Source organism: Vibrio coralliilyticus (assembly GCF_024449095.1).
GTDB classification, from domain to species: Bacteria; Pseudomonadota; Gammaproteobacteria; order Enterobacterales; family Vibrionaceae; genus Vibrio; species Vibrio coralliilyticus_A.
Genome location: NZ_CP024627.1, coordinates 2,239,271 through 2,266,269 on the forward strand (window position 1 = coordinate 2,239,271; position 26,999 = coordinate 2,266,269).

The 26,999-nt window shown below is 45.5% G+C and carries 19 protein-coding genes; 5 read left to right on the forward strand and 14 right to left on the reverse strand.

Annotation, left to right across the window (positions count from 1 at the left end; all coding sequences use genetic code 11):
- Positions 1-17: 17 nt before the first annotated feature.
- The 9 genes from CTT30_RS10450 to CTT30_RS10490 form a co-directional block, all read right to left on the reverse strand.
- On the reverse strand, positions 18-767 hold the full coding sequence (locus tag CTT30_RS10450) for a MurR/RpiR family transcriptional regulator (protein ID WP_252035125.1): 750 nt from the start codon (positions 765-767) through the stop codon (positions 18-20).
- The gene (locus tag CTT30_RS10455; RefSeq protein WP_252035127.1) at positions 760-2,274 is read right to left on the reverse strand and encodes a DUF4127 family protein; all 1,515 of its coding nucleotides are present in this window, start codon (positions 2,272-2,274) and stop codon (positions 760-762) included. The genes CTT30_RS10450 and CTT30_RS10455 overlap by 8 nt, the downstream gene beginning before the upstream one ends.
- A gap of 1 nt (position 2,275) precedes the next feature.
- Positions 2,276-3,616 (reverse strand): FAD-dependent oxidoreductase, encoded by a 1,341-nt coding sequence (locus tag CTT30_RS10460; protein WP_239875521.1) that lies wholly within the window; start codon positions 3,614-3,616, stop codon positions 2,276-2,278.
- A complete protein-coding gene (locus tag CTT30_RS10465) occupies positions 3,603-4,187 on the reverse strand; it encodes a hypothetical protein (protein WP_239875522.1) in 585 nt (194 codons plus the stop codon). The genes CTT30_RS10460 and CTT30_RS10465 overlap by 14 nt, the downstream gene beginning before the upstream one ends.
- Positions 4,188-4,200: 13 nt before the next feature.
- Positions 4,201-6,327: a hydantoinase/oxoprolinase family protein gene (locus tag CTT30_RS10470; RefSeq protein WP_239865610.1), complete on the reverse strand. Its 2,127-nt coding sequence runs from the start codon at positions 6,325-6,327 to the stop codon at positions 4,201-4,203.
- A gap of 57 nt (positions 6,328-6,384) precedes the next feature.
- Positions 6,385-7,755, reverse strand: coding sequence for a V-type ATP synthase subunit I domain-containing protein (locus CTT30_RS10475; RefSeq protein ID WP_239865608.1), 1,371 nt, complete (start codon positions 7,753-7,755; stop codon positions 6,385-6,387).
- 76 nt (positions 7,756-7,831) lie between these two features.
- Positions 7,832-10,360, reverse strand: a complete 2,529-nt coding sequence (locus CTT30_RS10480) for a glycoside hydrolase family 38 N-terminal domain-containing protein (RefSeq protein ID WP_252035128.1) — start codon at positions 10,358-10,360, stop codon at positions 7,832-7,834.
- 29 nt (positions 10,361-10,389) lie between these two features.
- A complete protein-coding gene (locus CTT30_RS10485; protein ID WP_239865603.1) occupies positions 10,390-11,325 on the reverse strand; it encodes an ROK family protein in 936 nt (311 codons plus the stop codon).
- Positions 11,325-12,059, reverse strand: a complete 735-nt coding sequence (locus tag CTT30_RS10490; protein WP_252035130.1) for an N-acetylmannosamine-6-phosphate 2-epimerase — start codon at positions 12,057-12,059, stop codon at positions 11,325-11,327. The genes CTT30_RS10485 and CTT30_RS10490 overlap by 1 nt, the downstream gene beginning before the upstream one ends.
- 476 nt (positions 12,060-12,535) lie before the next feature.
- Here CTT30_RS10490 and CTT30_RS10495 point away from each other — a divergent pair, with 476 nt between their 5' ends.
- Both CTT30_RS10495 and CTT30_RS10500 read left to right on the forward strand, forming a co-directional pair.
- Positions 12,536-13,546, forward strand: coding sequence for a hypothetical protein (locus CTT30_RS10495; RefSeq protein WP_239865599.1), 1,011 nt, complete (start codon positions 12,536-12,538; stop codon positions 13,544-13,546).
- Between the two features lie 10 nt (positions 13,547-13,556).
- Positions 13,557-14,471, forward strand: a complete 915-nt coding sequence (locus CTT30_RS10500; RefSeq protein WP_252035131.1) for an ROK family protein — start codon at positions 13,557-13,559, stop codon at positions 14,469-14,471.
- A gap of 97 nt (positions 14,472-14,568) precedes the next feature.
- Here the strand turns inward: CTT30_RS10500 and CTT30_RS10505 are convergent, their stop codons facing one another.
- From CTT30_RS10505 to apbC, 3 genes are all read right to left on the reverse strand, one after another.
- Positions 14,569-16,725: an AsmA family protein gene (locus CTT30_RS10505; protein ID WP_252035133.1), complete on the reverse strand. Its 2,157-nt coding sequence runs from the start codon at positions 16,723-16,725 to the stop codon at positions 14,569-14,571.
- A gap of 157 nt (positions 16,726-16,882) precedes the next feature.
- Positions 16,883-17,524, reverse strand: coding sequence for a uridine kinase (gene udk, locus CTT30_RS10510; protein ID WP_239838185.1), 642 nt, complete (start codon positions 17,522-17,524; stop codon positions 16,883-16,885).
- A gap of 233 nt (positions 17,525-17,757) precedes the next feature.
- Positions 17,758-18,831, reverse strand: a complete 1,074-nt coding sequence (gene apbC / locus CTT30_RS10515) for an iron-sulfur cluster carrier protein ApbC (protein WP_252035135.1) — start codon at positions 18,829-18,831, stop codon at positions 17,758-17,760.
- Between the two features lie 157 nt (positions 18,832-18,988).
- Between apbC and metG the strand changes: the two genes are divergently transcribed.
- The 3 genes from metG to CTT30_RS10530 all read left to right on the forward strand — a co-directional run bounded on the left by metG (position 18,989) and on the right by CTT30_RS10530 (position 23,584).
- A complete protein-coding gene (gene metG, locus CTT30_RS10520; protein WP_252035137.1) occupies positions 18,989-21,049 on the forward strand; it encodes a methionine--tRNA ligase in 2,061 nt (686 codons plus the stop codon).
- A 207-nt stretch (positions 21,050-21,256) separates the two neighbouring features.
- The gene (locus CTT30_RS10525) at positions 21,257-22,069 is read left to right on the forward strand and encodes a hypothetical protein (protein WP_252035139.1); all 813 of its coding nucleotides are present in this window, start codon (positions 21,257-21,259) and stop codon (positions 22,067-22,069) included.
- A 315-nt stretch (positions 22,070-22,384) separates the two neighbouring features.
- Entirely contained in the window at positions 22,385-23,584 is a 1,200-nt protein-coding gene (locus CTT30_RS10530) for a type III PLP-dependent enzyme (protein WP_252035140.1), read from the forward strand.
- An 80-nt stretch (positions 23,585-23,664) separates the two neighbouring features.
- On the opposite strand, the gene udp is transcribed toward CTT30_RS10530, so the two are convergent.
- Together udp and CTT30_RS10540 are read right to left on the reverse strand one after the other, a co-directional pair.
- Positions 23,665-24,423: a uridine phosphorylase gene (udp, locus tag CTT30_RS10535; RefSeq protein WP_239838180.1), complete on the reverse strand. Its 759-nt coding sequence runs from the start codon at positions 24,421-24,423 to the stop codon at positions 23,665-23,667.
- Between the two features lie 268 nt (positions 24,424-24,691).
- Positions 24,692-26,998 (reverse strand): zinc/cadmium/mercury/lead-transporting ATPase, encoded by a 2,307-nt coding sequence (locus CTT30_RS10540; RefSeq protein ID WP_252035141.1) that lies wholly within the window; start codon positions 26,996-26,998, stop codon positions 24,692-24,694.
- Between the last annotated feature and the right edge of the window lies 1 nt (position 26,999).

A 26,999-nucleotide genomic window follows, 5' to 3' on the forward strand; every position in this document is an offset into this window, starting at 1 on the left:
GCAATGCGATAGTGATATCAACTCACTATCGCACCATGACTAAATTGCTTACTCAATATCTCAATTGTAAGCAATATATTGATTTTATTAAAAATGACACTTCCTTCACAAATAATAGGCACCCAGAAATCAAGATGGGTATTTCTTGCAGGTTCAGATAAAATCGGAGAAATAGCCAAGGTCACGCAATCCTTCTCAGCCAAAGCTTCAAGTATCTCTAGCCACACCCCACTCGGCGTTTCACTACCAATGTAGACAAAGATATCTTTGCGGCTCAACTTGCTAAGCATCGTCTGGAAGTAGGCTGCTTGTGTCAAAGGGATCGCCCGTTTGCCCTTTTGCAAACAGGCATCGACAAAGGATTGTACGAGAAACGCATCATCTCCTGCTACAAAGAGACACTCGCTTCGACGCAAATAAGCCCCCAGCTCATCCAGATTAAGTTCATTGAGTAACTCTTTGGTTAAACCAAAAAACTTCTCTGCTTCGTCGAGCACACAGTGATTGGCTCCTTTGGGTGCAGTTGGCACAGAAATAGAAGAGTGTGCTGCCATTTTAAAATCAACGTAGCTGCGATAACCGAGCTCACGACTTAACCGGCTAACACTGGATACGCTCACAGCCGCTTCTTCAGCAAGTTCCGTCACTGTCATTCGCGAAATGGAAGATAAGTGATCTTCTATAAAATCCGCCAACTGCGTTAAAGCCGGGCTTAAGCCCGGCTTTATCAATCGCAGCGTAGCAAGGAGCGGCGCTGACTCATGCATTCTGTAATACCTTTAATTTCAAGCCTATTTCAAATGTACGCTGCCAAGGTGAAAACGCCTCGAGTTCGATGTTTTGTGGCAGAGAACGGGCGGTAATCTTACTGTATTGCGAAAGCAAAGCGTCTTTAGCAAACTGCATTGCTTCATCAATTTGCTCTGGCGCATAGTTAGTATGGCCAAAACTGGCTTGACTAAAATAGCGATTTAGAAGCTGGTTTCTTACTACCGATTGGTAGCAAACATCTTCTAACACATGAAAGCAGATATTTTTCACACGCGCCGCATTATCGAGTTCAGCAATCATACCCGCACCTAAGGTTGTCCCCAAAGTATTACAGTTGGTGTTCCAGCCTTTGTAAGAGGTCAATTTGCCCAACACTTGCAGCTTATCCAAAAAGCTCACCAGTTCAATATCGCCACCATTGGCGAAAGCGCTGTCTGCCACCATTACAGGTTTGCCAGACTCGATGTATTCGCTGATTCTTAGAGCAAAATCGGCAAGGTTTCGACCGGAGCTGTACGTCAGATCTTTCTCATTCTGCTTTGCCGCTTCTTGCATAAACTTACCCGGTGAATTGATTGCCAAAATAAAATCGGCATCTTGACCGTTATCACACCAAACCCCGCCTGCCGCTCGAATATGTGACTTGACCGATTCATTCATCGGGCGGTCTTCATAAAGCGGCACGATTTGCGGACCTAAAGTAGAAGCATAAAACGGATAGATCTTAGGTTTACGATTTTTATACTCGTTAAAAGCGCGAGAAAGCAAGGTGACACCGACTTCATCAGCACCAGGGTAGATAGCAATATCAAAAGAGAGCGACTCTTTCTCGATGTAGGCAATCACTTTTTGCTGATCAATCGCGGTGTAACCAAAGGGACTGGAATCATCTTGTGGGATCACAAGAAAATCCACCACTTTCTCTTTCACCAACTGGGCCACCAGCAGGTTGACTTGAGAGTTAAAGCCGCGGCGAGTTTCAAAATCAGAGATAACCGAATTTGGAACGGCGCCTTTCAAGTTCGAAAGCTCTTGCGCTTCTTGCTCAGACAGAGACTCACGCTCAGACTTATCTTGCAGATATTTGCCTCGGAAAATCTCAGCCCCATATTCATCATAATAATCAGGCTCTTCATCACTGCTGCTGTAACTTGGGCAACGCATGATGCAGTTATAAGCGTAGATTTTTGCCGATGGATTGATGCTCTTCAGCTTACGAAGATTGGACTCAAAGGACACCACATCAGCTTCTGACAAATAATGCAGACGAGATGGGATCAAACCGCCATACATCATCATATCCATAGAAAGAACTACATTGTTCACATTCTCAATATGCTCAAACATGAACTGCCATAAGGCGTTAGTGTCTGCTGCGCGCTTCTTATCGCTTAGAAACCCCATAGCCGGAGTAATAAGCTCAATATCCGCGGTTTCCGCAATATATTGCGGATATAGATAGTTACATGGGCGCTCATCAAGCGGAATAAATAGTGTTTTCATCTTAATGAATCTCCCCTTTTAGTAAGGTGCCATCCAGCTCATTAAGAGCAACATCCAGTTTCAATGCCAATGCACAGGCACGGCCAGCCGCATCTCCCATATCACGACATGTGTGTTGAATTCGAATACTGGACTGCATCTTGAAATCACAAGAGATGATTCGACCCACAAACAATAGGTTATTCACTTCATGGCAAACTAACGAGCGATAAGGAATTTCGTAGAATTCGCCCTTATCATACTTCTTCTTAAAGGTGTCGTTTTCTACCTCTAGATCGTCACTGTGGATATCGATATACCAGTCACCGCGAGCAACACCATCATCAAACTTACGTCTTGAAGCGTAGTCACTGCCCGTCATCACGTATTTACCAACCACACGGTTAGACTCACGTACCCCAAGCATGTTCGCTTCTTGAGAGATAAACGCTTGCTCAAAACCTGGAATTCTCTTGTTCAAAAACGCCAGTAACTGGTGCTGCATATTACGCCCATAGCGAACATATTCAGAGAGCACTCTTGGATCTTCGATATTACCTAAATTCGGCATTTGCGGGTTATTAAAAGACAAGGTATTTGGCTTACCTGGCATTGAGAAGCCCTGAATATATCGGCTTATCTCAGGCGTGATCTCACCGCTTTCGATGGCAGTTTGGAACAAGTCCAGCAAAGTGCCACACGCCGCGACACCAGGAACATGAACAAACTCCATAAAGCTCTCGTCGCTAGGATCGCAAAAGGTGTAATTCGCTGCTTTCAAAAACTCACGAAGACGCCCAAAGTCAATATTCGACACTTCAAAGCGAAACGAAACGGATTGACGAGTACCATCTTTATCGCCTTTTTCAGTCTTAGCACCCGCAAACCGAGACAGTAGAGCATCCCCCGATGCATCAATAAATTGCTTAGCTTCAAACGCATAGAAATCATCAAAGATAAGCGCTGTCACTGATTTGATATTCCCCTCTTGCGTTTGAGCACTGACTAGGGTCGCGTCATAGAAGATTTCCACGCCAAACTCGGTTAGCACTTGATCGTTAAGAAGCTTAAAAGATTCCGGTGAGTAAAGCTCCATCTTACCCGGCAGCGTCAACTTGCCTTTGCCCATCATCATCTGATGATAACGTTGAGTCAAAAGGTCTGCGGTCTCGGAGCCATGCACATGAGAGGGCATAAATGGCGTTACCATAGCGTTAGCTTGAGTCCCTGTCAGCGCTATGCGTTTTTCTATTAGGGCAACTTTTAAGCCTTGCCTTGCTGCAGAGAGCGCTGCCGCCACCCCCGATGTACCACCGCCAACCACGACTACGTCGTAGCCAGAATAAGTGTTAGTTGGAGTCATCACTATCTCCGATAAATAATTCGTCAATCAATAAGGGGTTAAATTCACATTGACATACACGTTGTGCAAAGCGGTTAGAGGCGATCTCAGAAGGCGACTGTAAACGACCGTAGAAAGTCTTACCTAAAATCTTGAGGCGTTCCACCTTCATAGTAAGCACATCATCAGAAATATGTTCATCCATCTCTAATAGATGGAAGAACTCATGTGCCAGATAAAGGCGTTCAATTTGAGTTTTAGTCGATTGAATGCCCTGTTTAGCAAGGTCTGACAGCGCCTGTTCAACGCTGTCCTGGTAGATAAGCACTCGCTTACCGAGATTATCCTCGATGATCTCAGCTCTCATTAACAGGCCTTGGGTCAATATCTGCTTTGCATTTTGCGTATATTCAATACGATAGCCCGCATCAAAAAAAGCTTGTCTGAGGTCGATAGAGCGATACTCACTCGCCACGCGTTCGCCAAGATTCAGTGCCTGCTCAATAATGCCTGAATGCATATCAGGCGGAATTTTGCCAAAGTACTTATCTAGGCTAAGCTGCATCTTCGCGTATTCAATATCGCTCTTCATAACGACCTCGCTTTTATTTCTTCGCTGCGACCAGCAAAACTTCTTGCTGGGCATCTAGGTGATCAAGATCCATAGCAACCATGGACGTCAGCTGCTCTGAACTAAAGAGGCCTGAGTAATCAAACATGCGCGAACCAGTAAAAGCGAACACTTTCGGGATAGACTGACCAGCATCAGAGTAGGACGAAAGCTCACTAACTAGGGTTTTCATCGCGTCGCTATAACCGCTGCGTGGTACCTTAATATGTCTTGCATTCTTGACCTTGAGCGGGATCATTCCATCGCTTTTCACTACCGCGAAGTGATTTTCTTCTCTCTTAAGCAGGTTGAAACAACGGCGGGTCTCTTTACGCGCCTTAACGATTTGGAAAGCACCAACTGAGTCTTTCGCTTCGACTGCATTCTGTTCAACGGAGAAGACCTCTCCCACTTTGCATATGATCTCCTGCTCTGTCAGTTTCTCTTGAGTCGTGTCATTACTGAATTCAGTAGCCCCTGTGGCCGTAGCAATTAAGATGTTGCGCTGCTTATCGACTTCGATGGCAATCTCAACACTCTCCTCTTTCGCACCTTGGGCGATGATTTGATCCATAATATCCGAGCGAATTTTTTGGATATCAGAAGCGGAAGGGTCCACCACAGAGCGTTCAATCTGCTCACGAACCATGGCCATAGCCACACCGATAGTGGAAATATATGGCGCATTCTTCGCGGTTTTCGCTTTAAAGCCGTACTTTTCACCCAAAGCAAAAGTGGTAATTGCTGCACTGCCGCCGCCACCAACAAATTCGATGTACTCAGGGTTCACTTCGTACTCTTTGATCATTGGCTCAACAATGTTCCAGATCTTCTCACAAGCGATATCCATCACATCACGAGCAACTTCTTCAACACTCTTGCCGCAATATTCTGCGAGCGGTTCCCAAGCCACGCGCGCCGCTTCAACGTTGGCATAGGCATAATCATCTTCAGGGACATAACCAAGAATATTCGCTGCACCCGCTAGGGTATAAGCGTATTCCCCTTGATCTGAAGTGATAATGGCGTGATCTGGGTTGTCACCTTCCATTGGGGTAATTTGCAGAAGCTTAGCGTTAGTCACAGGTTCATCAACAAAGCACTCATAGTGCTTATCAGCAAGGTGTGCAGAGCGAGGGCCAACATCTATAATCTTGCCATCGCCAATACGAATCATTGAGCCACCGGCGATACCTAGAGTACGAACATCCAATGCTTTTAGGTAAGTCTTATGTTTACCTACTTGCGCATTATTGACGATAACCTTGCCATCTTTAATCACCGAGATATCGATGGAAGTACCACCGACTTCAAAAAACACGCCGTCTGAGATTTTTTCATACATCAAAGCCCCAGCCACCCCTGCTGCAAGACCAGAAAGCATAGTTAAGATAGGACGTTGACGGACTTCGTTCACCGACATTACACCGCCATCGGCGCGCATGATCATTAGCTCTGAAGGAATACCTACCTTCTTGACAACCTGCTCAGTCATGTTTGCCGTTTCAATCATCTTAGGAATCAATGACGCATTCACAACCGCAGTGCGGGTTCGCATTCTCAGGCCGTAAAGCTGAGAGATTTCATGACCACTGGTGGCAAATAAACCTTTCTCTTTCGCCAGATCGGTCACCAATTTTTCTAGATGAGGATCATCCACCGCATACGCTTCCGACGCGACAATCACTTCACAACCTTTATTAACGAGCTCATCGATAGCTTTGTCAGCTTTCTCTTTGGTGATCTCATCCACATCAAAGTAAATGGATTCCGTTTGCAGAAACTTACCTGGTGCAAGCTCAATATCTTTTACATCCAGCTCATTTTGGGCAGCCTTACTCTTACCCATACCAATGATGCCCACTTTAGCAACATCCCCTTCAAGAAGAGCGTTGGTTGCTTGTGTCGTACCATGAGCGATGAAAACTACTTGCTCTGGTGAGATACCATTGTTGTCTAGCACTTCATTGATGATTTCAACAATGCCTTGAGCTACGCCATCTTTGTGATGGTGTGTGGTTGGTTTTTTCGCCTTGGCAATCACTTCACCACTAGTGTTATCAATAACCACGGCATCAGTGAACGTACCGCCAACATCAATACCAATTCGTACTTTACGCATAACTTTGTACCTTTATTTCGCTTACTTTATTGGGGTGAGTAGCCCCACCCTCCGTGGTTAAATCAATGGGATTTGGTCAACTAAAATGGCATAGCCAAGAGCGATGAAGGTGATCACTAGGCCTACCCAGAACAAGCTCTTAGTAATATCGTTCGGATCGGCCTGAACAAAGTCTGCAATCCAGATATTTTGTGAGTTGGTTGGGTCACCAAAGCCTTGCATCATTCCCGTTGAACGAAGTACCCAAACCACAGCGATTGGCGAGAAGCCTGCGGTAGCAAAGATGGCTGGAAGTGAACCTCCGATACCCCAAGAGTTAAGTGGGCCACGATAAAGCACTAAAGGTGTAGCTAGAGTAAAGCCAATCACATATGTCATTGGGCTTTGCAGCATAGACACCAACATTTCAATCGCCGGCGCGATTATTGGTGTTACGGTGTAGAACTGAACACCACGAATGAGAATACCCAAGCCAATAAGCAGTACAATAGCGCCGGCTACTTCTTGCGTACCTTGGACAAAAGACTGAGCAATCGCATTGATCTTGTCTTTAATTTTGCACACATAAACGGTGTAGATAATACCTGCAATAATGGCGAGCTCAGCAGTCACCACTTGTGGCATAACATAAATTGAGCTTAAAACTAGCAAAACTGGAACGATAGGTGAAAGCAAGGCCCAATTGCTTAGCTCGTAAGCGGATTGAGTTTTTCTTGCATGCCAAGCACTACGCTGATTGTTCTTAACATTGAGTAGGATATAAATCACTGAAACGATAAAAGAGATAATGAATAAAGTGATAGCCATACGCGCCACAATTTCATAAGCCGCTTCATAACCCCCTTCAATAACAGGTTCAAGAATCGTTGCAAAGAACGCAAAACCTGCTGGGTTCATAACCCCACCTGTAGTAAGACCAAGAAGAATAATCGAGCCTGATACTACACCAGAGATGCCTGCTGTCATCATGATAGGCAGAGCAACGGAGCCGACAAGAATCACCGCACCTAGGCCTCCTATCGCAGTGAAGATAATCATAGTGGCCACATAGAAAATAAATGCGATCACACGCACTCGGTCACCGGCAAGCTCGGCTGCCTTTTTAATGATGGCTTCAGCGACACCTACACGTCGTAATAGCACCGCAAAAGCCCCGCCAAAAATGGTCGCCGCTATAGTAGAAGCCATCATACGAGCACCGTCGCCAAGAACGCTGTTCATAATGCCTTGAACTTCTTCCCCTTTGGCATTTTCATGCGCAAAAAGACCCAGCATAGGCACTTCACCAACGCTAGCAATAACTGCGGTCAACACGCCCATAATAGGCAGAGCAATCAGAGTGGAAATTCGCTTAGTGATCATAGCGTAAACAAAAACTATCAATACGCAGGATATAAGCAGTAAACGAAAAATTTCTAAATTCGTCATAGTTATTCTCATTATGTGTAGGGGTGTGAGGCCGGAGCTTGCTCCGGCACGCTATTTCTTAAGTGCGCTAACTCTTCTACATCGCAGGAAAGCGCAAAGTTAAAATCTGTTTTGATTGAATGTGGGATTGGAACCCTTGCTCTTCACCGATAAAGTTCACCACGCGGTAATCTTTATCGAGAGAGAGAGGTTGCTCTTGACCACTCGGGTTCCAAACTCGAACCTCCAGCTCCTCACCTATGCGTCGCACACACGAAACTTGCAGTGCGTGATTAAGCAGGCGAACGGGAGTATTCCAGTTTGTACTGTGGCCCTTCACCATAAAGGGTGAGTAGCGAAGCAGTTCTGCACGCTGGCACAATATCTCTGGGCTTGCACTACCGATATGAAGACGCAACCGATAGTGATGTTCGCCTAAACATTGTGCCTCAGGAGTAGGCAGATCAGGTCCAGCACCATTGCCACGAGTCGAGAAGTCTCGTCGAGATAACCAACCCACACTGCGCAACAGTGTTAAAGCCAACTCATCGCTATCACGCTTAACGACACGGTATTCAGGCACGCCTAGATGAGTGAGCTGCAGCTCACCTCCAGATACAAATGATTGACTTGGGTTTACAGAAACGCGTGCTTCTTTATTTGGTAGCACTCTTTGATTGTCTTGGTAAACCACCGGACGGCTGGCCACTTCAAAAGCACTATCTGCAAAGGTCTCCGTTAGCTCCTCGCCTGTCGGGAAGTGTATAGAGAGACGTTGGTCTTGCGCTTTGTTATGCCAGTTGAGATCCATATCGATGAAGTCTGCATCACGATAGAGTTTGATCTTAAGCTGCCCACAACTAATAACAACATCACTACTCGCACCCCGGCGATCACTTGATAAGGCCGCAGGTTGCACCAATTCAACCTCTGCACTCATTTCTGAATAATCAGAGTGGCGACGGGTTTGTACATCACCCACTAAACGCGCGACCGTGATCTGATCATTTTGCGCTGGCGCATAGTTATAACTGTCACCGCAATCTAAAGAAGATTCGATGCGACCCAAGCCATCAAATACTTTATTCGTTCTGAGATCAGTCACATTCAATGAGGCGTCTTCACACCACTCGATCTGATAGAAATCGTTGCAAATTGACGCCATGCTGGTCGTTTCAATTGCTTCTGCGGTCAAACATTTGTTCACTTCAAACGCTTCATAAGAAAGACCATTTACCTCAGTTTGAAACGCAATGTCATACCAAACACCTTCGACTCTGTCTGGGAAGTCATCGATAGGAGAAGTAAAGCTAAAGCCTGGTTCTGCTTTGGTGATAACTGGCGTCACTGGCTCACCACTTTGAGTGGTTAGCTCAAGACCGTACGCTTCATCACCTTTTAGGAAAACGCGCTCGGTTACCCAACCGCTGAAATCTTTCGGATTTGGATTGAAAATAGAGAACTGAGTGTGATCGGCAAATGGGTTCGCCGCATCTTGCGCACTCAACTCATCATTGGTGCAACCTAGAGAGAGTAGCGCCATGTCCATCATTGCTTGACTGCGCTGAGCCAATTTCTCGTATCGAGTCACCATTTCACGGTGAACCTCATCCACTGAGCAACCACAGATGGAGTCATGAGCATGTTGGCTCAGCAAAGTCTTCCAACTCTGTTCAAGGTAACGAGCGGGATAGTTCTCTACTGGTGCCATAGCCAGTAGCGGTTCCACTTTACGTGTTAACGTATCTTCCGCTTCTTGGTTAAGTTGCTTGAGGTAACGACGAGTAGAAAGCACATCCGGCAACACAAAAGCACGATCGTTTCCGCGAAGCTCACCTTCTACGGTTGGCAACTCTTGCGACACTTCCACTTCTAGCCCATTCAAATACGTCTCTAAGCTACTCTGTGTAAGCTCAATGTCATCACGAGAAGCATTGAAAGCTTCAATACGCTCAGCCATATTGCCATTGGCGGGACGAAGGTGGTCACCACCCTGGGTTAGCAGTAGCTTATCTGTTGTTGCGCGCTCAGTGATCTTGTTCAGATAAACGTCAATGTTTTGCGAAAAGTCTTGAGTGTTCAGCGGATGCTGATAATAGCCTTCAGTCAAAAACAGAATAAAGATCTCGCTGCCATCAGCACCTTTCCAACGCAACTCGGATTGGTCAGCATCAATTCCGCGCCATAACACTGTATTGTTGATGTTAAAGCCTGAAAGCAGTTGTGGCATTTGACCTATATGGCCAAAGGTATCCGGTAAATAACCTACTTTTTGATAATTACCCAACGAGTGTGCCAGCTTGCGTCCAATCTCTAGGTTGCGGATCAAGCTTTCACCACTGCACAAGAATTCATCCGCCATGACATACCATGGACCCAAGATCAAACGCCCTTCTTGCATCAATCGGTGTAGCTTTTCCGCCAGTTCTGGTTCACACGCTTCTAGTAAGTCTTCCGCTGCAACCACTTGGCCATCAAAAAGAAAACTCTCTAGCTCATGGTTTTCTAAAGCATCGACAACGCGTTCCATCACACGAATCAGACGAGCACGAAAAGTTTCGAAAGGAAGGTACCACTCTCTATCCCAGTGAGTTTGGAATACAACCGAACAGATTTTCTTTGACATAATCTCAGTCCTTAAATAGAGATTCAGCGTTAATCGCGCTGCTGTTTGAGTTCTTCAAAATGGTTAAACACCATTTTTGCAGCGCCATACATGCCGGCGTCATTACCTAGAGTGGCTGGTCGAACTGGCGTCATGACACCCATCTCTTTTAGATATTGGTTCATCAAATCCCACCAATATTCGCGCGAGTTGATCATGCCGCCACCTAAAAGCACTAACTGAGGATCCACCGTCCAACGAATATTACTGATGGTTCGGGCTAGCAAACGCATGAAATCTTCAACCGTTGCGATCACTTTTGGATCTCGCTCCGCGTACGCCTGAATCACACTCAACCCATCGGGATAGCGATCATGCTCACTCTCTGGAAGTTGGAACAACAAGGTTTCTCTTAATCCTGTGCCAGACAGCAAAGACTCAAGAGGGACATTCATCTGCGGTCGATAAGGGTGTGGGACCTCCATTCGTCCCCAGTGCCCCGCAAGATAGCTTGAGCCATGTAACATCTGTCCGTTGTTTAGCATGGCACCGCCAAGCCCGGTGCCTAAAGTCAACATAACTACGCTGTTGTAGCTCTCTGCACCACCTAACCATTGCTCACCAAGCAGTGCACAGTTCACGTCGTTATCAGTCCCCACATGGATACCAAACTCTTCTTCGAGCAAATAGCCAAGTCGGGTTCCTTTCCAGTTAGGCAAACTATCGGTCGCGTCCAATACTGAGCCAGAGCGCACATTAATCACACCAGCGGCAGAAACACCAATACCAAGTAGGAGCTTCTTTTCACGACGAGCACGTGTCAAAAGCGGGACAATAGCGGCAATGATGCTGTTCAATATGCCTTCACGACCTTGGCTAATATCTGTCGCTGAGGTGTTCGCAACAATGAGCTTTCCTTCACTGTCTATTAAACCGGCACGGATCTTCGTTCCCCCCAAATCCAAGCCAAGTGCGAGTTCTGTCATTAGATTAGCTCCTTCTCTGCTTGCATTGCGTCCGCAAATTTCTTAGTAATCAATTGAGGACGAGTAATTGCAGAGCCAACAACCACAGTCCAAGCACCTGCAGCCAAAGCTTGAGAAACATGGGTAGGAGTGCCGATGCGACCTTCGGCAATGACTGGAATCGTTAGGGTTTGGCTTAGTCGACGAATCAATACAAAATCAGGAGCATCACCAAAATGCGCCGTATCGGGCGTATAGCCAGATAAAGTAGTGGACACACAATCTACGCCCAATCTCTCAGCTTCAACCCCTTGTTCATAAGTGGCAATATCGGCCATGATGAGGCAAGAAGTACCGCGGATAAGTTGAATAAGGCTCTCGATGGACTCACCATTTGGTCGATCTCTACCTGTCATATCCAGAGCAATCATATCGGCACCCGCATCTATGATGGCCTGAACCTCTTTTGACGTAGGAGTAATAAAAATTTCGGAATCGCTGTAATCCTGTTTAATCAAACCAATGACAGGAACACTAGGAAAAGCTTGCTTGACCGCTTTAATATCATCAACCGACTGAATTCTAAGAGCTTTTGCTCCACCTTCAATGACCGCTTTTGCCATTTTAACCATGGTTTCTGAACCAAACAGTGGTTCATGTGGAAGTGCTTGTACTGAAGCGATTAACTCGCCTTTAACGGACATCAACATACTGACCTCAATAAGCCTCAGCTCGACCAAATCGCCATCAACCATTTAATATCAATAACTTAAGGCAATTCGGGAGCGTGCGTTTCTTAATTTCGTTGAAGCCAGATTAATTTTTTTTTTCAGTCATTCGTCATCTAATGACTAATTTTGTCACTAAGGTGATCAAAGTCTCATAAATTTCATGGTTATTAGAAAATATAGCCATCTAGATCACACTATAATTTTCACTCCCTGAAAACTATAGTGCTAAGTGGTTGTTCTTAAATTTTAGGGAACTTTTTTATTTTAAGAATAAAAAATATAACCAATTGATTTATAATCAATAAAGTGAAAACAAACAGAATAATGCAACCTTCATCACATCTTTTCCGAGGTGATAAAAATCACAATTCATCAAATTGAAATGTGACTTTTAAGTGATACAAATCTCTTTCTATAAATTAATCAAATCAGAAAAACGAACTTACTCATTTTTTCATAAACAATCCGTCTCGACATTCTTTCACGGATAACAGATAACAATGAGAAACAAAACTCTTTCCCTACTTACCCTATCGTTATGTTCTGTGGCCTCCACTCATGCTTTAGCCGACGGTGGTTGGATTCAAAATGAAACCGAGCTTAGACATTTCAGCTATGACTACAATAATGCTCCTGATCCTTTCACTCGTGATGAAGTGGAAGTGAATAAGAAACTATTGCAAGGTATGCTACAGCTCACGGAAGGAAGTGACCTATGGCTCGACTTACGCCGCATTGACTATTTCACAGACGAAGGTGACGATTTCTTTAAAAATGGTTACCACTGGGATCATGAAGCGCACCTAAGATTTCACTATGATGGGTTCAAATTCCTTGGACGTGACTGGAAGTTCCGCCCCGCTTTAGCATGGGAAGGTGATTGGAACTTCAAAAACACCACTGGTGACCTAAACTGGAGTTCCAACGACTACTATTTACAATTCGATTTTCTTACTTCGTTTCCCGATGGTTTAACTCCGTGGGACCAGGGTCAGCATACTCTCAACTTCCGTCCTCTATTAACGGAATACATAGTTTTGGGTGAATCGAGTAAATTCCATAGTGGCGGTAATTACACAGGTCATCGTCAGCAGGTAATGAACTTCTTCCTCGTTTCTAAATGGAACGACCGTTTTTCTTCTATGTTCAGCTTCCGTAACTACCTAGATACAATGGCTGGCGATGGCATTAAATATCACTACGGCTCTGAAAACGAAACTTGGCTAGACCTCTATAAAGAAGGCGGTTTCAAGGTAACTTGGCACAACAAACTAGAGTTTTACCTTGGTATGGAAGACTCAACAGAAGTACTGAGAGACAAGTTTGTTGAGTTCTATACCCGTCTAGAAACTAGCTACACCAAGACTCTCGACAACGGTATCTCTATTAAGGGATTAATTGGCCAAGACCTGTGGGATTATCACTACAACGACAGCATGTACGTAGGCGGTGAATATGGTCGAAGAGAAACCATAGCAACACTAACCATCAACGTTCCATTGGGTAAATAAGGGAGAAAGCATGCAGTATATAGGCCTAGATATAGGTGGGACCAAAACCTCAGCAGCTCTATTTAATGAAGCTGGTCAACAACTTCATTATGAGCGTACTAAAACGGTTAAAAACGACTATACAAGTTTTCTTGATCACGTGATCAACGTGATTAGTCAAGTATTGGCTAAAGCAACTGATGAGCTGAATATAGGGGTAGGAATACCAGGTGCGATTTGTCCGGTTTCTAACAATATTAAGAACTCTAATATATTGGTCGCGAATGGACAAAACTTAAAGTCGGATCTGGAAAACCATTTTGATAGGCCTATACAAATTGCCAACGATGCGGACTGTTTTGCCCTAAGTGAAGCGATGTTTGGGGCTGGTAACAACCATCACTCAATATTTGGTGTCATAATCGGTACAGGGTGTGGCGGTGGCCTAGTCTATCAGAAGGAATTAGTAAAAGGGCCAAACAATGTTGCTGGCGAATGGGGCCATAATCAGCTTGCATTCTATTCCCCAGAAAAAGATGAAGAAGCCGAACCTTGTTATTGTGGTAACAGTGCATGCAACGAACTTTTTCTTTCTGGAACTGGATTTGCGAAACGCTATAACAGTGCAAACCAAACTGACTTTACTAGCCAAGAAATCATGCAGTTAGTTGATAAAAGTGACACGGCTTCGCAGCATTTCGAACTCTATTTGGATCAATTAGCGCGCGCATTATCTCAAATCATTAATGTTTTTGACCCTGCTGCCATTGTGTTAGGCGGGGGGATGTCAAACATAGCTTCAATTTACCGACATTTACCTAATTATCTCCCTAAGTATGTTTTCGGGGGATATTGTAATACTCCCATTCTAAAAGCTGAGTTGGGGGATGATAGTGGTGTGAGAGGTGCTGCATTCCTAAATACACACAATAGAGTTAGTGCTTAACGACGAAACCTCTGACTCTATTATTAAACTAACTTTGATGCGATGGATGCACCGTACAACTCGCGTCCATCGCATCAAGCCAGTTTACTTGGAAGGGTTAATTAAACAGCCCTTTAAGTAAGCCATTAACTGCTTCTTTGGTCTTCTCATCCTTAATCTTATCGCCCAGTTTCTCATCGAGCTTCTTCAGGCCGCGATCAATTTCTTTCTGCGCTTTTTGCTTCAGAACATCATCGAAAACCAACTTGAACTTAGGTTGCTGCCAAGACCCAGAGATGTTGATTGGAATCGTTACATCACGCAACTCATCAATGTCTTTACCGCCCTGACCTTCCAGAGTGCCAACGATTGAAGTGCTAACCGTGAAGTCGACGGTTTGATTCAGGTAATTGGCACTACCATTACCACGAATGCGCAGCAGTGGTGATTGCATGGTTAAATCTTTGGTCGACACATTGCCCTTGTTCAGTTTCAGTGTCGCCTTCATCGCACTGAAATCCGTCTTTTGGGGCTCGTTGGTCGACTCGACTTTCTGGCCTTTTATCTTGGCGTAGTTTTCACGAATTAACTGTGCCACATTAATGCCGTTGACCGCGCCATCGGTGAAATTAATACCAACAGTCCCGATTAAGTTTTTCTGAATACCCGTTGGCGTCAGGCTACTGCCTTTAACGTCAACATCAATATTACCTGTGCCTTCCAGCTTGTCATTGTTTACCACATCTTTCAGTAACGGCTGAACTTTCACCCCTTTGATTTGTTTCTTCGCCGTGTAAGAGGCTGGGCTCTTACGTGCATCCAATTTAGCGGTTGCTGAAATTGAACCTTGGTACAAGTCTGACGTGAACGATGTCAACTCTGCGATACCACGATTGATGTTGAAGCTCGCTTTAACGTTCTGCATTCTGGCGTTGCTGGCTTTGAACTTATCAATGGTAATGTCACCTTTGACATCCAACGTCTTCAACGCTGACAGATCCGGTTCTACTTCGGCCTGTGGCTTACTTGTCGATGCAGAAGCGCTATTAGAACTTGTCGAGCCTGTATTTTGCGTACCTGATGTTGAAGTATTCTCTGCTGGCTTATTGAGACCAAGAAACTCATCCAAATCAATATTTGGACTGTGCAGAGCAAAGCGCACTTTTGGAATATCACCTAGCGTCACATCCGCCTTACCATCGAAAGCAAGTGCGTTGGCGGTTAACTTCTCTAGCACAAAGCTCAAGTGGCTTTTTGTCAGATCAAACGTCAAATCAGACGCCATATCCACTTTCATTGGTGATTGAGGCAGCGAGTCACCTTTGAATGTTGCATCCAAAGTCAGTTGATTCATCATCACTTTAGAAATCGCTTTGTCTACCGTCAGTGCACCAGCGCCTTTCATATTAATGTCTAGGCCAGACGCTTGACCTGCAATGCTGTAAGTCAACGCATTGGCTTTAGCAAACTCAAACGTTTCCAACCCTAGCTTGATTGAATCCATCTTGGTTGCCGGATCGCTAAAGCTCGCATTGAGATCAATATTACGCAGCGCATACTCAGCAAAACCTTTTGCTAGCTTAAGCTCGGCACTGCCTTGCGCCGTGAACTTTTGCTGGTTGTTTTCGCCTTTAGCGGCAAAATCGGCCTTGGTCCAAGTATCTACTGCAAACTCCGACAAGTTGAGCGACACATCGTAGAGCTTAGTGTACGAACCAGCCAGCTTATCCTGGATTTCAACCGCAGCATTAGAGACTGTCACACCGGCAAGATTGATCGTCCAAGCAGAGGCTGGATCAGCATCTGGCTCTGTCGAGGTTGTTTCAACTGGCGCTTCACTCTTTGGCGTATCCGCTGCGGCTGATTCCGCTTGCGTAGTTTGTGCCTGAGTCAAAGCATCGATGTTTTTGCGGCCATCTTTGAGTGTTTCTAAGTAAAACTCTGCGCCATCCAAAGTGATGTTGCCAATTTCAAGCTGTTGGCTGAATAAAGGCATAACGGACACATCAATGCCCACCGTTTCAACTTTGAACAAGTTTGGCTGGCTAAAACCCTGCGGGTTACGCAGTTCCGTTTTACCAAGCTCAAAGCCGATAGATGGGAAGAATTGCCAGCTGATATCGCCTTCAATCACTAGCTCAAGGCCAGTTTGTTTCTGCGCTTGCTCAACAATAAGAGGTTTGAATTGGTTTGGGTTAACCAAAAGCACCAGTGCCAATAGAGCACCGATAATGATTACTAGAGGAATCGCTATAAATAGGAACAGTTTCTTCATCAGCATTATCCTTGCTATTCGGGTATTGCCAGACGTGAGTGGACAAATATCCCAAGTATAAGTCTTGTCGGAAAACTTTTATGAGACATAAAAAGAAAGTGGCACCTAAAGTGCCACTTCTTACATAAAAAATAAAGCGCCTGAATGAGATAAGGGCTTAAGCTTTCAAAAGTTTTGCAATGTGAGCTTTGAGTACATCGATAGCAATACGGTTTTTACCGCCACGAGGAACAATGATATCGGCATACTGCTTTGAAGGTTCGATAAATTGCATAAACATTGGACGCACTGTTTTTTGGTACTGTTTCAATACAGATTCCATCGTCCGGCCACGCTCTTCTACATCGCGCTTCACACGACGTAGTAAACAGATGTCGAGAGGTGTATCCATAAAGACAGTCGCATGCATCAAATCACGTAAGCGTGGGTCAGTTAGAAGAAGAATACCTTCCAGAATGATCACCTTCTTAGGCGTCATTGAGGTCGTATTCTCTGTACGTGTATGTTCGGTATAGCTGTACTCAGGAACTTCGACAGCATCACCACGAGTTAGCATTTCAAGATGCTCACAGAGAAGGTCATGGTCCAGCGCACTCGGGTGGTCATAGTTGGTCTTAACACGCTCTTCCATGCTCAGGTGGCCCTGATCGTTGTAATAGCAATCTTCCGTAATCACACCAATTTGATGATCGCCCACTTTCTCACGAAGCTCATTATAGATAGTGCTGGCGATTAAACTTTTTCCAGAAGCAGACGCGCCAGCAATACCGACGATGACGCATTGATTATTATCAGACATTATTCTTGCACCCGATGAATTGAATTGGTGTCATGTTCTAATACTAGCATTGTGCATAAAAGCACACATTGTATTAGTGTGTAATAGATAAACCGCCTGATTATAGGGAGTTCAGCCTGTAGTTGCTAGTAAGGATTTAGCCCAAAGCTACAAATGGAATAAATAACAACAGCGCAAACGATTACAAACCATAAGATGTACAAATGAGCGCGTAAAAAGCGCTCATTTCATCGTTACTCAACCATTGTAAATTGGATAGATGCCGGCTTTTCCTTGCCGTGCCAGTACATTCGGGCACAGACAGACTCTGCTAGTTGAATATACTGAGCCGCATGTTCAGAATCTGGACGCGCTGCCACCGTAGGGCAACCGTTATCGATGTCTTCACGCATAGAGATGTGCAGAGGAATTTGAGCCAATAAATCGAGACCATATTCACTCGACATCTTCTCCGCTCCACCTGCCCCAAAGATGTGCTCTTTACCACCACAGTGACTGCAAATGTGGTAACTCATGTTCTCGACTAGCCCCACAACTGGAACTTGTACCTTCTCAAACATAGCCGCACCTTTGCGCGCGTCGGCCAATGCGAGATCTTGTGGCGTGGTCACTATCACAGCGCCGGTCACAGGAATTTGCTGCGCGAGTGTTAACTGAATATCCCCCGTACCCGGCGGCATATCGATCACCAAATAATCCAGCTCTGGCCACTCCGTCTCATTCAGCAGTTGAGCCAGTGCTTTAGACGCCATCGGCCCGCGCCAAATTGCTGCTTCATCCTTCGATACCAAATAACCAATCGAATGTGTGTAAATGCCATGCGCGGCTATTGGCTGCATCCACTTGTCATCACGAACAACCGGTGTCGCATTTTGCTGGCCAAGCATCATTGGTACGGACGGCCCATAAATATCCGCATCAAGTAACCCGACTTTTGCACCAGATTGCGCCATAGCAAGCGCTAAGTTGACTGAAGTGGTCGATTTACCGACACCGCCTTTCGCAGACGTCACTGCGATGACATTTTTTACCCCTTTTACTTCATGGCCGACATGAGTTTCCAATGGTTTAGGTGCCACGGTAACCTCACACTCAAAAGCGGCAACCTCACCACCTTGTTGCTGAGACTGAACCCATTCAGACAACTCGCTAACGAGCGCTTTAGCCGCAAATGGAATCGCGATCTGGATAGCATTCGCTCCGACCGTGACAATATTGGCCACAGATGCCCATTGCGGAGCCAAACTCGAGTGCTCAAATTGGTTTAACCAAGCACAAAATTCTTGCTTTGAAGTGAACTGACGCATAGGTCCTCCTTATGCATCTAATCGTAGCACTGAGCGGCGCTGGACTGAACCCCGAAAAAACTAAGGTAATCACGCTGATGACTCCTTGGAGTCACTGGTGGGATAAGGTAGTATTACTCTCTATTTTTTCATACACCTTAAGAAGCGAATATTAAGTATGGCAAACGATCCAAGAAAACTACTGGTCACTTGTGCCCTTCCGTACGCTAACGGTTCGATTCACCTAGGTCATATGCTTGAGCACATTCAAGCTGATATCTGGGTTCGCTACCAACGCCTACGTGGCAACACTGTAAACTTCATCTGTGCTGACGATGCTCACGGCACGCCAATCATGCTAAAAGCACAACAGATGGGAATTACGCCAGAAGAGATGATCGCTGCAGTAAGTGAAGAGCACCAGAAAGACTTCGCTGGCTTCGATATTAGCTTCGATAACTACCACAGCACGCACTCTGAAGAGAACCGTGAGCTGGCTTCGCACATCTACCTTGAGCTGAAAAAGAACGGCTTTATTTCTAGCCGCACTATCTCTCAGCTTTTCGACCCTGAAAAAGAGATGTTCCTACCGGACCGTTTCGTAAAAGGGACTTGTCCTAAGTGTAAGTCAGAAGACCAATACGGTGATAACTGTGATAACTGTGGTGAGACTTACAGCCCGACTGAACTGATTGAGCCTAAATCAGCAGTATCTGGCGCAACTCCAGTAATGAAAGACTCTGAGCATTTCTTCTTCGATCTACCTCAGTTTGAAAGCATGCTGCAAGAGTGGACACGCTCTGGCTCACTTCAAGCTGAAACAGCGAACAAGATGCAAGAGTGGTTTGAGTCTGGTCTTCAACAGTGGGACATCTCTCGTGATGCACCGTATTTCGGCTTTGAAATCCCAGGCGAGAAAGACAAGTTCTTCTACGTATGGCTCGATGCCCCTATCGGCTACATGGGCTCATTCAAAAACCTATGTGACAAGCGCGATGACCTAGATTTCGATGAGTACTGGAATAAAGACAGCACAACTGAGCTTTACCACTTCATCGGTAAAGACATCGTTTACTTCCACTCGCTATTCTGGCCGGCAATGCTTGAAGGCTCTGGCTTCCGTAAGCCAAACAACGTATTCGTCCACGGCTACGTTACGGTAAACGGCGCTAAGATGTCCAAGTCAAAAGGCACGTTCATAAAAGCCGCGACTTACTTAAACCACCTAGATCCAGAATGTCTGCGTTACTACTACGCCGCTAAACTAAACAGCCGTATAGATGATCTAGATCTTAACCTTGAAGACTTCACTCAGCGTGTTAACGCAGACGTGGTCAACAAGATCGTTAACCTAGCGTCTCGCAACGCAGGCTTTATCACTAAGCGTTTTGAAGGCAAGCTATCTGACAACTTCGCTGAGCCTGAGCTATACAACGAATTCGTTGCAGCCGCTGATCGTATCGCAGAGCTTTTTGAAACTCGTGAGTTTGGCCGTGCTATCCGTGAAATCACAGCGCTAGCAGACAAAGCAAACCAATACGTTGATGAAAAAGCACCGTGGGTTGTAGCGAAAGAAGAAGGTAAAGACCAAGAACTGCAAGACATCTGTTCTGTGGGTATTAACCTATTCCGCGTTCTGATGACTTACCTGAAACCAGTTATGCCAGAGCTTGCTGCACGAACTGAAGGCTTCCTAAACGAAGAACTGACTTGGGAAGGTATCGCTGCACCACTAACTGGTCACGAAATCACTAAGTTCAAAGCGCTATTCAACCGCATCGATCCTAAGAAGGTTGAAGCCATGGTTGAAGCTTCAAAAGAAGATGCAGCAGCAGAAGTTGCAGCAAAAGAAGCGGCAGAAGCAGCAAAGAACCAAGCAAGCCAGACTGAACTTGATAAAGAGCCAATTGCGGACGAAATCGAGTTTGATGACTTTGCGAAAGTTGATCTTCGTATTGCTAAGATCGTTGAATGTGAAGAAGTACCAAAAGCAAACAAGCTTCTCAAATTGAAGTTGGATATCGGTGGTGAAGTGCGTCAGGTATTTGCAGGCATTAAGTCCGCTTACAAGCCTGAAGATCTGATTGGTAAGCACACAGTCATGGTGGCAAACCTTAAACCACGTAAGATGAAGTTTGGTATGTCTGAAGGCATGGTACTGGCAGCAGGCCCAGGTGGCAGTGATCTTTGGATCCTAGAGCCGCACGAAGGTGCCCAGCCAGGCATGCGTGTCATGTAAGTCAACTGACTTTTAGTTATTCAAGCCCCGCCCTCTGGTGTAGCGGGGCTTTTTTGTGCCCTATTTCACACTTTTGGTGAGCTGGTGCACCTTCTAAGAGCACACCAGTACACCTAATATAAATAAACCATTGAAATATAATTGATAAATTTCTGGCACCGAACCTGCTCTACCTATAAAGAGGTATCAAGCAACAAGGAGTTGGTTATGTTTGTGCTTATTTCTATCGTTATATCACTCAGTATTTTGCTGGCACTATTTCACTTTTCAAAACACCGTCAGTCAACACTTCAAAGAAAGTTCGACATTCTGGTCTTACTTAGGAAGGTGTTACTACTCAGCCGACAGCATAGGTCTCTGACTCATCAAGCGCTGTTCAATCAAAGTCCATCATACACACATCTTGAGTTAGACCGTCTCTATAATCAGATGATAGATACATCCGGTGAACTTATCTCCGTTGCACAATTTGAGAACAAACCCATGTATCGAATACTGCAGCTCAAACTAAAAGGGTTACATAAAGACTGGTCACAACGTTCTGTTGCGCGCAATCAAGTCATTCATGGTCATGCGATACGCCATTGCCTGTTTCTAATGGATGAAGTTGCGATTGCTTGGCTGATTGAATCCGGCAGAGAAGAGCTTAGTGACGAGTACCACCTCAATTGGCAGCAGGTACTAGACAGTATGGAGGTGCTGACTCAATTACGTGTGTCCATTCAAGAGGCCCATTACCCAGAAGGAATGCTGCGTGTGAAGTACTACTGCGATAAATCGAGACGTAAGCTCAATCAACTGTCGCTTATCTGCCCAATGTCAATTGCTTCACCACTTAGCTCTAAAGCCATGCATACCTTGTCTGAAGTCAGTGCATCCGATGAGATGCTGCTATCAATAGAAGAGCTTTATCAACTAACCACCGATATCTCACTGATCATTTCACAAGTTTACGACCAGATGCTATCCGACATGACAGAAAGCCTATACCAGCCTTTACCTAAAATCGCATACAGCTAGCAACAACAGGCTAACACTGTCAGTGTTAGCCTCTCTCGATTTTTAACTACGCGGAAATGACTCAATAATCTCTTATCGTAACGACAAAAATTATTCATTTTCTTTTCTAGGTTCCGCTATTGATCGAAAGGATTGATGCTTTTACTATCACCTCGCTTCTTGATGATAGCCAATCCGAGTACATCACAGCAGTTTGTGGCAAGGCGATAGAGCAACTATCCAAGAGTGACTTTGACTGCGCATTGCGCATTTTTTGACGCTCCACGTTCTACCTATCACTTAGTGAACGTGTCTTAACTTTGTTGGAGATTAACCATGGCTATCGCTCATTCTGTCCTTGATTTTCAGTCTTACACTTCTAACGCACTATCTGCGCAAGAGTCACAACTTATCCAATCGTCTATAGATCAATTGGGCTCACCACTTTTGTTACTGGACTGCGATGTAGTACGTCAGCAATACCAAGCTTTGAGTCGCGCATTACCAAATGTCACTCTTCACTTTGCACTGAAGCCTTTGCCACATCCTGCTGTGGTGCAAACACTGTTAGCAGAAGGAGCCAGTTTCGACCTAGCCACCAGTGGAGAAGTTGAGTTGGTCGCACAACAAGGTGTACCTGCTGAAAGAACTATTCACACTCACCCAATCAAACGCGATAGCGACATTCGTGACGCTCTTGCTTATGGATGCAAAGTCTTTGTAGTAGATAACATCAATGAACTGGAAAAGTTTGTTGCTTATCGAGATGAAGTCGAGTTGTTGGTTCGCTTAAGTTTTCGTAACTCTGAGGCCTTCGCTGATCTGTCGAAAAAGTTTGGTTGCACTCCAAAACAAGCGCTAGAGTTAATTGCTCAAGCTCAAGAGTGGAATATTCACATCAAGGGTTTGTCATTTCATGTCGGTTCTCAGACGATGAATCCACAGAAGTATGTGGATGCGATCAACACTTGCTGCGAAGTGATGGAACAGGTGGTTGTTCAAAATCTACCAGCCTTGAGCACATTGGATATTGGCGGTGGCTTCCCTGTCAGCTACAACTCACAAGTAATGCCTATTGAGCTCTTTTGCCAGCCGATAAATCAAGCATTGAGTCAGCTACCTGAAACCGTTCAAGTTATCGCTGAGCCAGGGCGTTTTATTGTCGCTCAAGCTATGACGAGTGTCGCTTCAGTTATGGGGCAAGCAGAGCGTGATGGACAAATCTGGTATTACCTTGATGACGGTATCTATGGCTCCTTTAGTGGGTTAATGTTCGATGACGCTAAATACCCACTGACAACCTTAAATAAAGAGGGTGAATGCTTACCGAGCGTTTTAGCAGGACCAACATGCGACAGCATTGACGTGATTGCTGAAAACATCATGCTACCCAAGTTGAACAACGGTGACTTAGTGGTTGGGCGTATGATGGGAGCCTATACCAGTGCGACTGCAACAGACTTTAACTTCTTCAAGCGAGCACAAACGGTGCTAGTCAACCAGCAAAGCGTTGCCCAAGAGAGATTAATCGGCTAACGCATCAGCTCTCAATGATACCCACAACAAAAAAGCCTCACATACCAATGTGAGGCTTCAGGTTCACTATCTACGGAGAATTAAAGCATTTTGCGTGCAGCTTCAACCACAACTTTGATTGAACGCGCTTCTGTTTCTTTCAACGTTGAATGGTCTGGGATCTCTTTCTGAGTACGGTTGATGATAACACCTGCCACACAGCCAGCTTTCAAGCCTGAGCTAGCACACATGGTTAGCAGTGTCGCAGACTCCATTTCAAAGTTCAGCACACCCATATCTTGCCATTCTTTCATAGAACCTTGGAAGCGCTTAACCACACGGCCAGAGAACGTATCATAACGCTCTTGACCTGGGTAGAACGTATCGCTTGATGCTGTTACACCCATATGAACAGTGGCACCAGACTCTTCAACCGCCGCTTTCATTGCTGTAGCCACTTCAAAATCTGCCACTGCTGGGAATTCCATTGGAGCAAAGTGAAGACTTGCACCATCCAAGCGAACCGAGCCTGTTGATACAATCATGTCACCAACGTTAACGTGTGGCTGAATTGCACCTGTAGTACCAACACGTAAGAAAGTACGTACACCAAGTTGCGCCAGTTCTTCAACCGCGATTGAAGTTGAAGGGCCGCCGATACCTGTAGAACAAACCACAACTGGCTTGCCATCTAGCTCTGCACGGTACAGGGTGTATTCACGGTGACTAGCCAAAAATACTGGATTTTCCATCTCTTCAGCGATTTTCTGAACGCGAGCTGGGTCACCTGGAATAATCGCGAGTGTCGCACCAGCAAGATCAGCTTCAGTAACACCTAAGTGAAATACGGCTTGAGACATAGGGGGCTCCTTGTTTTGACGAAACTTGATTCAGCGTCCGAATCTTTTCGTTCTTTAAATTTCATTGGGTACAGGAATACTTTATCTGACTCAGCCTCACCAAAGAGTGATTAAACTCACATAGATGAGCGCAAACAGAATTAACCTTGCACATAAAATCGGTTGGTATCACATTTTTATACAAATCGGCTTCTTGTGTTGCATAAAAAACAGCCTCTGCACCATAAATACAGAGGCTGAGCGTTTAATCAGAAATGTTGTGAATGGGCTAATCCTGCTGAGACTTGAATTTCAATAGCCGAAGCGCATTCAACGTCACAATCGCTGTTGCCCCACTATCTGCTAATACTGCCACCCAGAGGCCAGTAATACCCAATAAACTGGTCACTAAGAACACTCCCTTCAGACCCAGGGCTAAGAAGATATTCTGACGAATATTGCTTAGTGTCGCACGTGACAGCTCTATCATACTTGCCAGCTCCACCAATCGGTTGTGAGTAATTGCAGCATCTGCGGTTTCGAGAGCAACGTCCGTACCACCGCCCATAGCGATCCCGATGCTTGATGCTTTCATCGCAGGAGCATCATTGATGCCGTCGCCAACCATAGCGACATTCGCGTTGGAGGACAGCTCCTCAACATAGGTTACTTTATCCTGAGGCAGCAGGCTGGCTTTAAAGTCAATGTCGATCATCGAGCTGATCGCTTGCGCGCTGCGAGGGTTATCACCCGTTAACATGATCGAATTAATGCCTAAGCCTTTCAGCGCCTTCACGGCTTTGGCGGAGTCTTCACGCAAGGTGTCTTGCCAAGCAATCAAGCCCATCACCGTATCTTCATTCTGCACAGCTACTACGACCGTCTTACCTTGCTCTTCCATCTGCTGAATACGAGATTCGATGTTACCGCTCAACTCAAACCCAAGCTTACTTGGTGCAATTGCCTGATACACAACCCCATTCACCACACCACGGACTCCACTACCGATCAACGCCTGTTTGTCCAAAGCTTCCGGTAAGTGGACACCTGTTGATTTGGCTTTGTTCACCAGCGAGACTGCCAGAGGATGACTTGAACCCACCTCAATAGCCGCGATACTTTCGAGTACTTCGGACTCTCTAACATCACCAAATGTGATAATGTCCGTCACTTCCGGTTTACCTTTAGTCAAAGTACCCGTCTTATCGAAGGCAATGGTTTCAATCTTTCCAAGTTGTTCTAACGCCGCTCCACCTTTAATTAGAGCCCCACGTTTTGCTGCTGCCGCCAACCCTGATGTAATCGCTGCTGGTGTGGAGATCACCAGTGCACAAGGGCATGCAATCAACAGCAACGCTAGGCCGCGGTATACCCAAGTTTCCCAAGGCTGAGCAAAGAACATTGGCGGTACGATAATCACAAACAGCGATACCAGCATCATGAGTGGCGTGTACCAACGGCTAAATTTATCTAAGAAACGTTCCAGAGGCGCTTTACGTGATTCTGCTTCTTCAATTAGATGAAGAATACGATCAATGGCGTTCTCACCTTGTTTAGAGGTAATGGTAAAGCGCACCACTTTGTCCACCACAACGGCACCAGCCATGACGGATTCATTTTGATAACGTTCGACTGGGATGGATTCACCGGTGAGTGCACTTTCATCGAAACTGGCTACGTCACCGATTAATTTGCCATCTGCGGGCAATCTTGCTCCAGGCGAGACCTCAATGATATCGCCAGGTTGCAACTCACTGGCTGAGACTTCAACACGCTGGCCGTCAATAATTTTAGTCGCGGTTTCCGGCACCAATTCCATCAAGGCTTGAACGCCGCTTCGGGCTCGAGAAGCGGCAAAAGCCTCTAACTGCTCACCAATCAAGAACAGCAGCAATACCATGGCTGCTTCGACAGTCTCCCCCAAATAAAGAGCACCCAGTGCTGCCACACTCATTAGTGTTTCAATGGCAAAGGGCGTACCTGATTTGGCTAATACAATGGCTTTCTTACCGATGGGATATAGGCCAGCCAAACACGTTAGAATAAACATCCATTCGCTGACTAGAGGAAGAGCCGGTTTGAGCACTGCCGCAACCGCCATCGCCGATGCAATGGCAATAATCTGGGCGTTTTGCTTGAAGATATGTTTCCAGCCAGAAGCCGTTTTTTGATTAGAAGAAGAGTTGGGACTGGCAAAGCTAAAGCCAGTATCAAGAATAGTTTGTTCAACCAGTTGTGCCACACCAGAGTGGCCTACTTTTACAACCAATTTTTCTGTCGCAAACAGAACTTTTGCTTCAACAACACCATCAACTTTGTTGACGGCAGTTTCAATTTTTCGCGCGCAGGATGGGCAATCCATACCACCGATTTTCCAGCTTTGCGTCACATTTGGTTTTTGTAACCGGCCGGAGTCACTTTCCTCATCGGCTGGATCCGTACCACTAGTGCAGTTGTCTGAGCTACAGCAGCCAGAATCTGCCATTTCAACGCCTGCAACCTTGATGGTCGAAATTTTTGGGCTGGCACAAGAGCCTGTATTTGAGGGATTAACCGCTACTTTATCTGAACGACATGCTTGATGTTTGGTGCACATA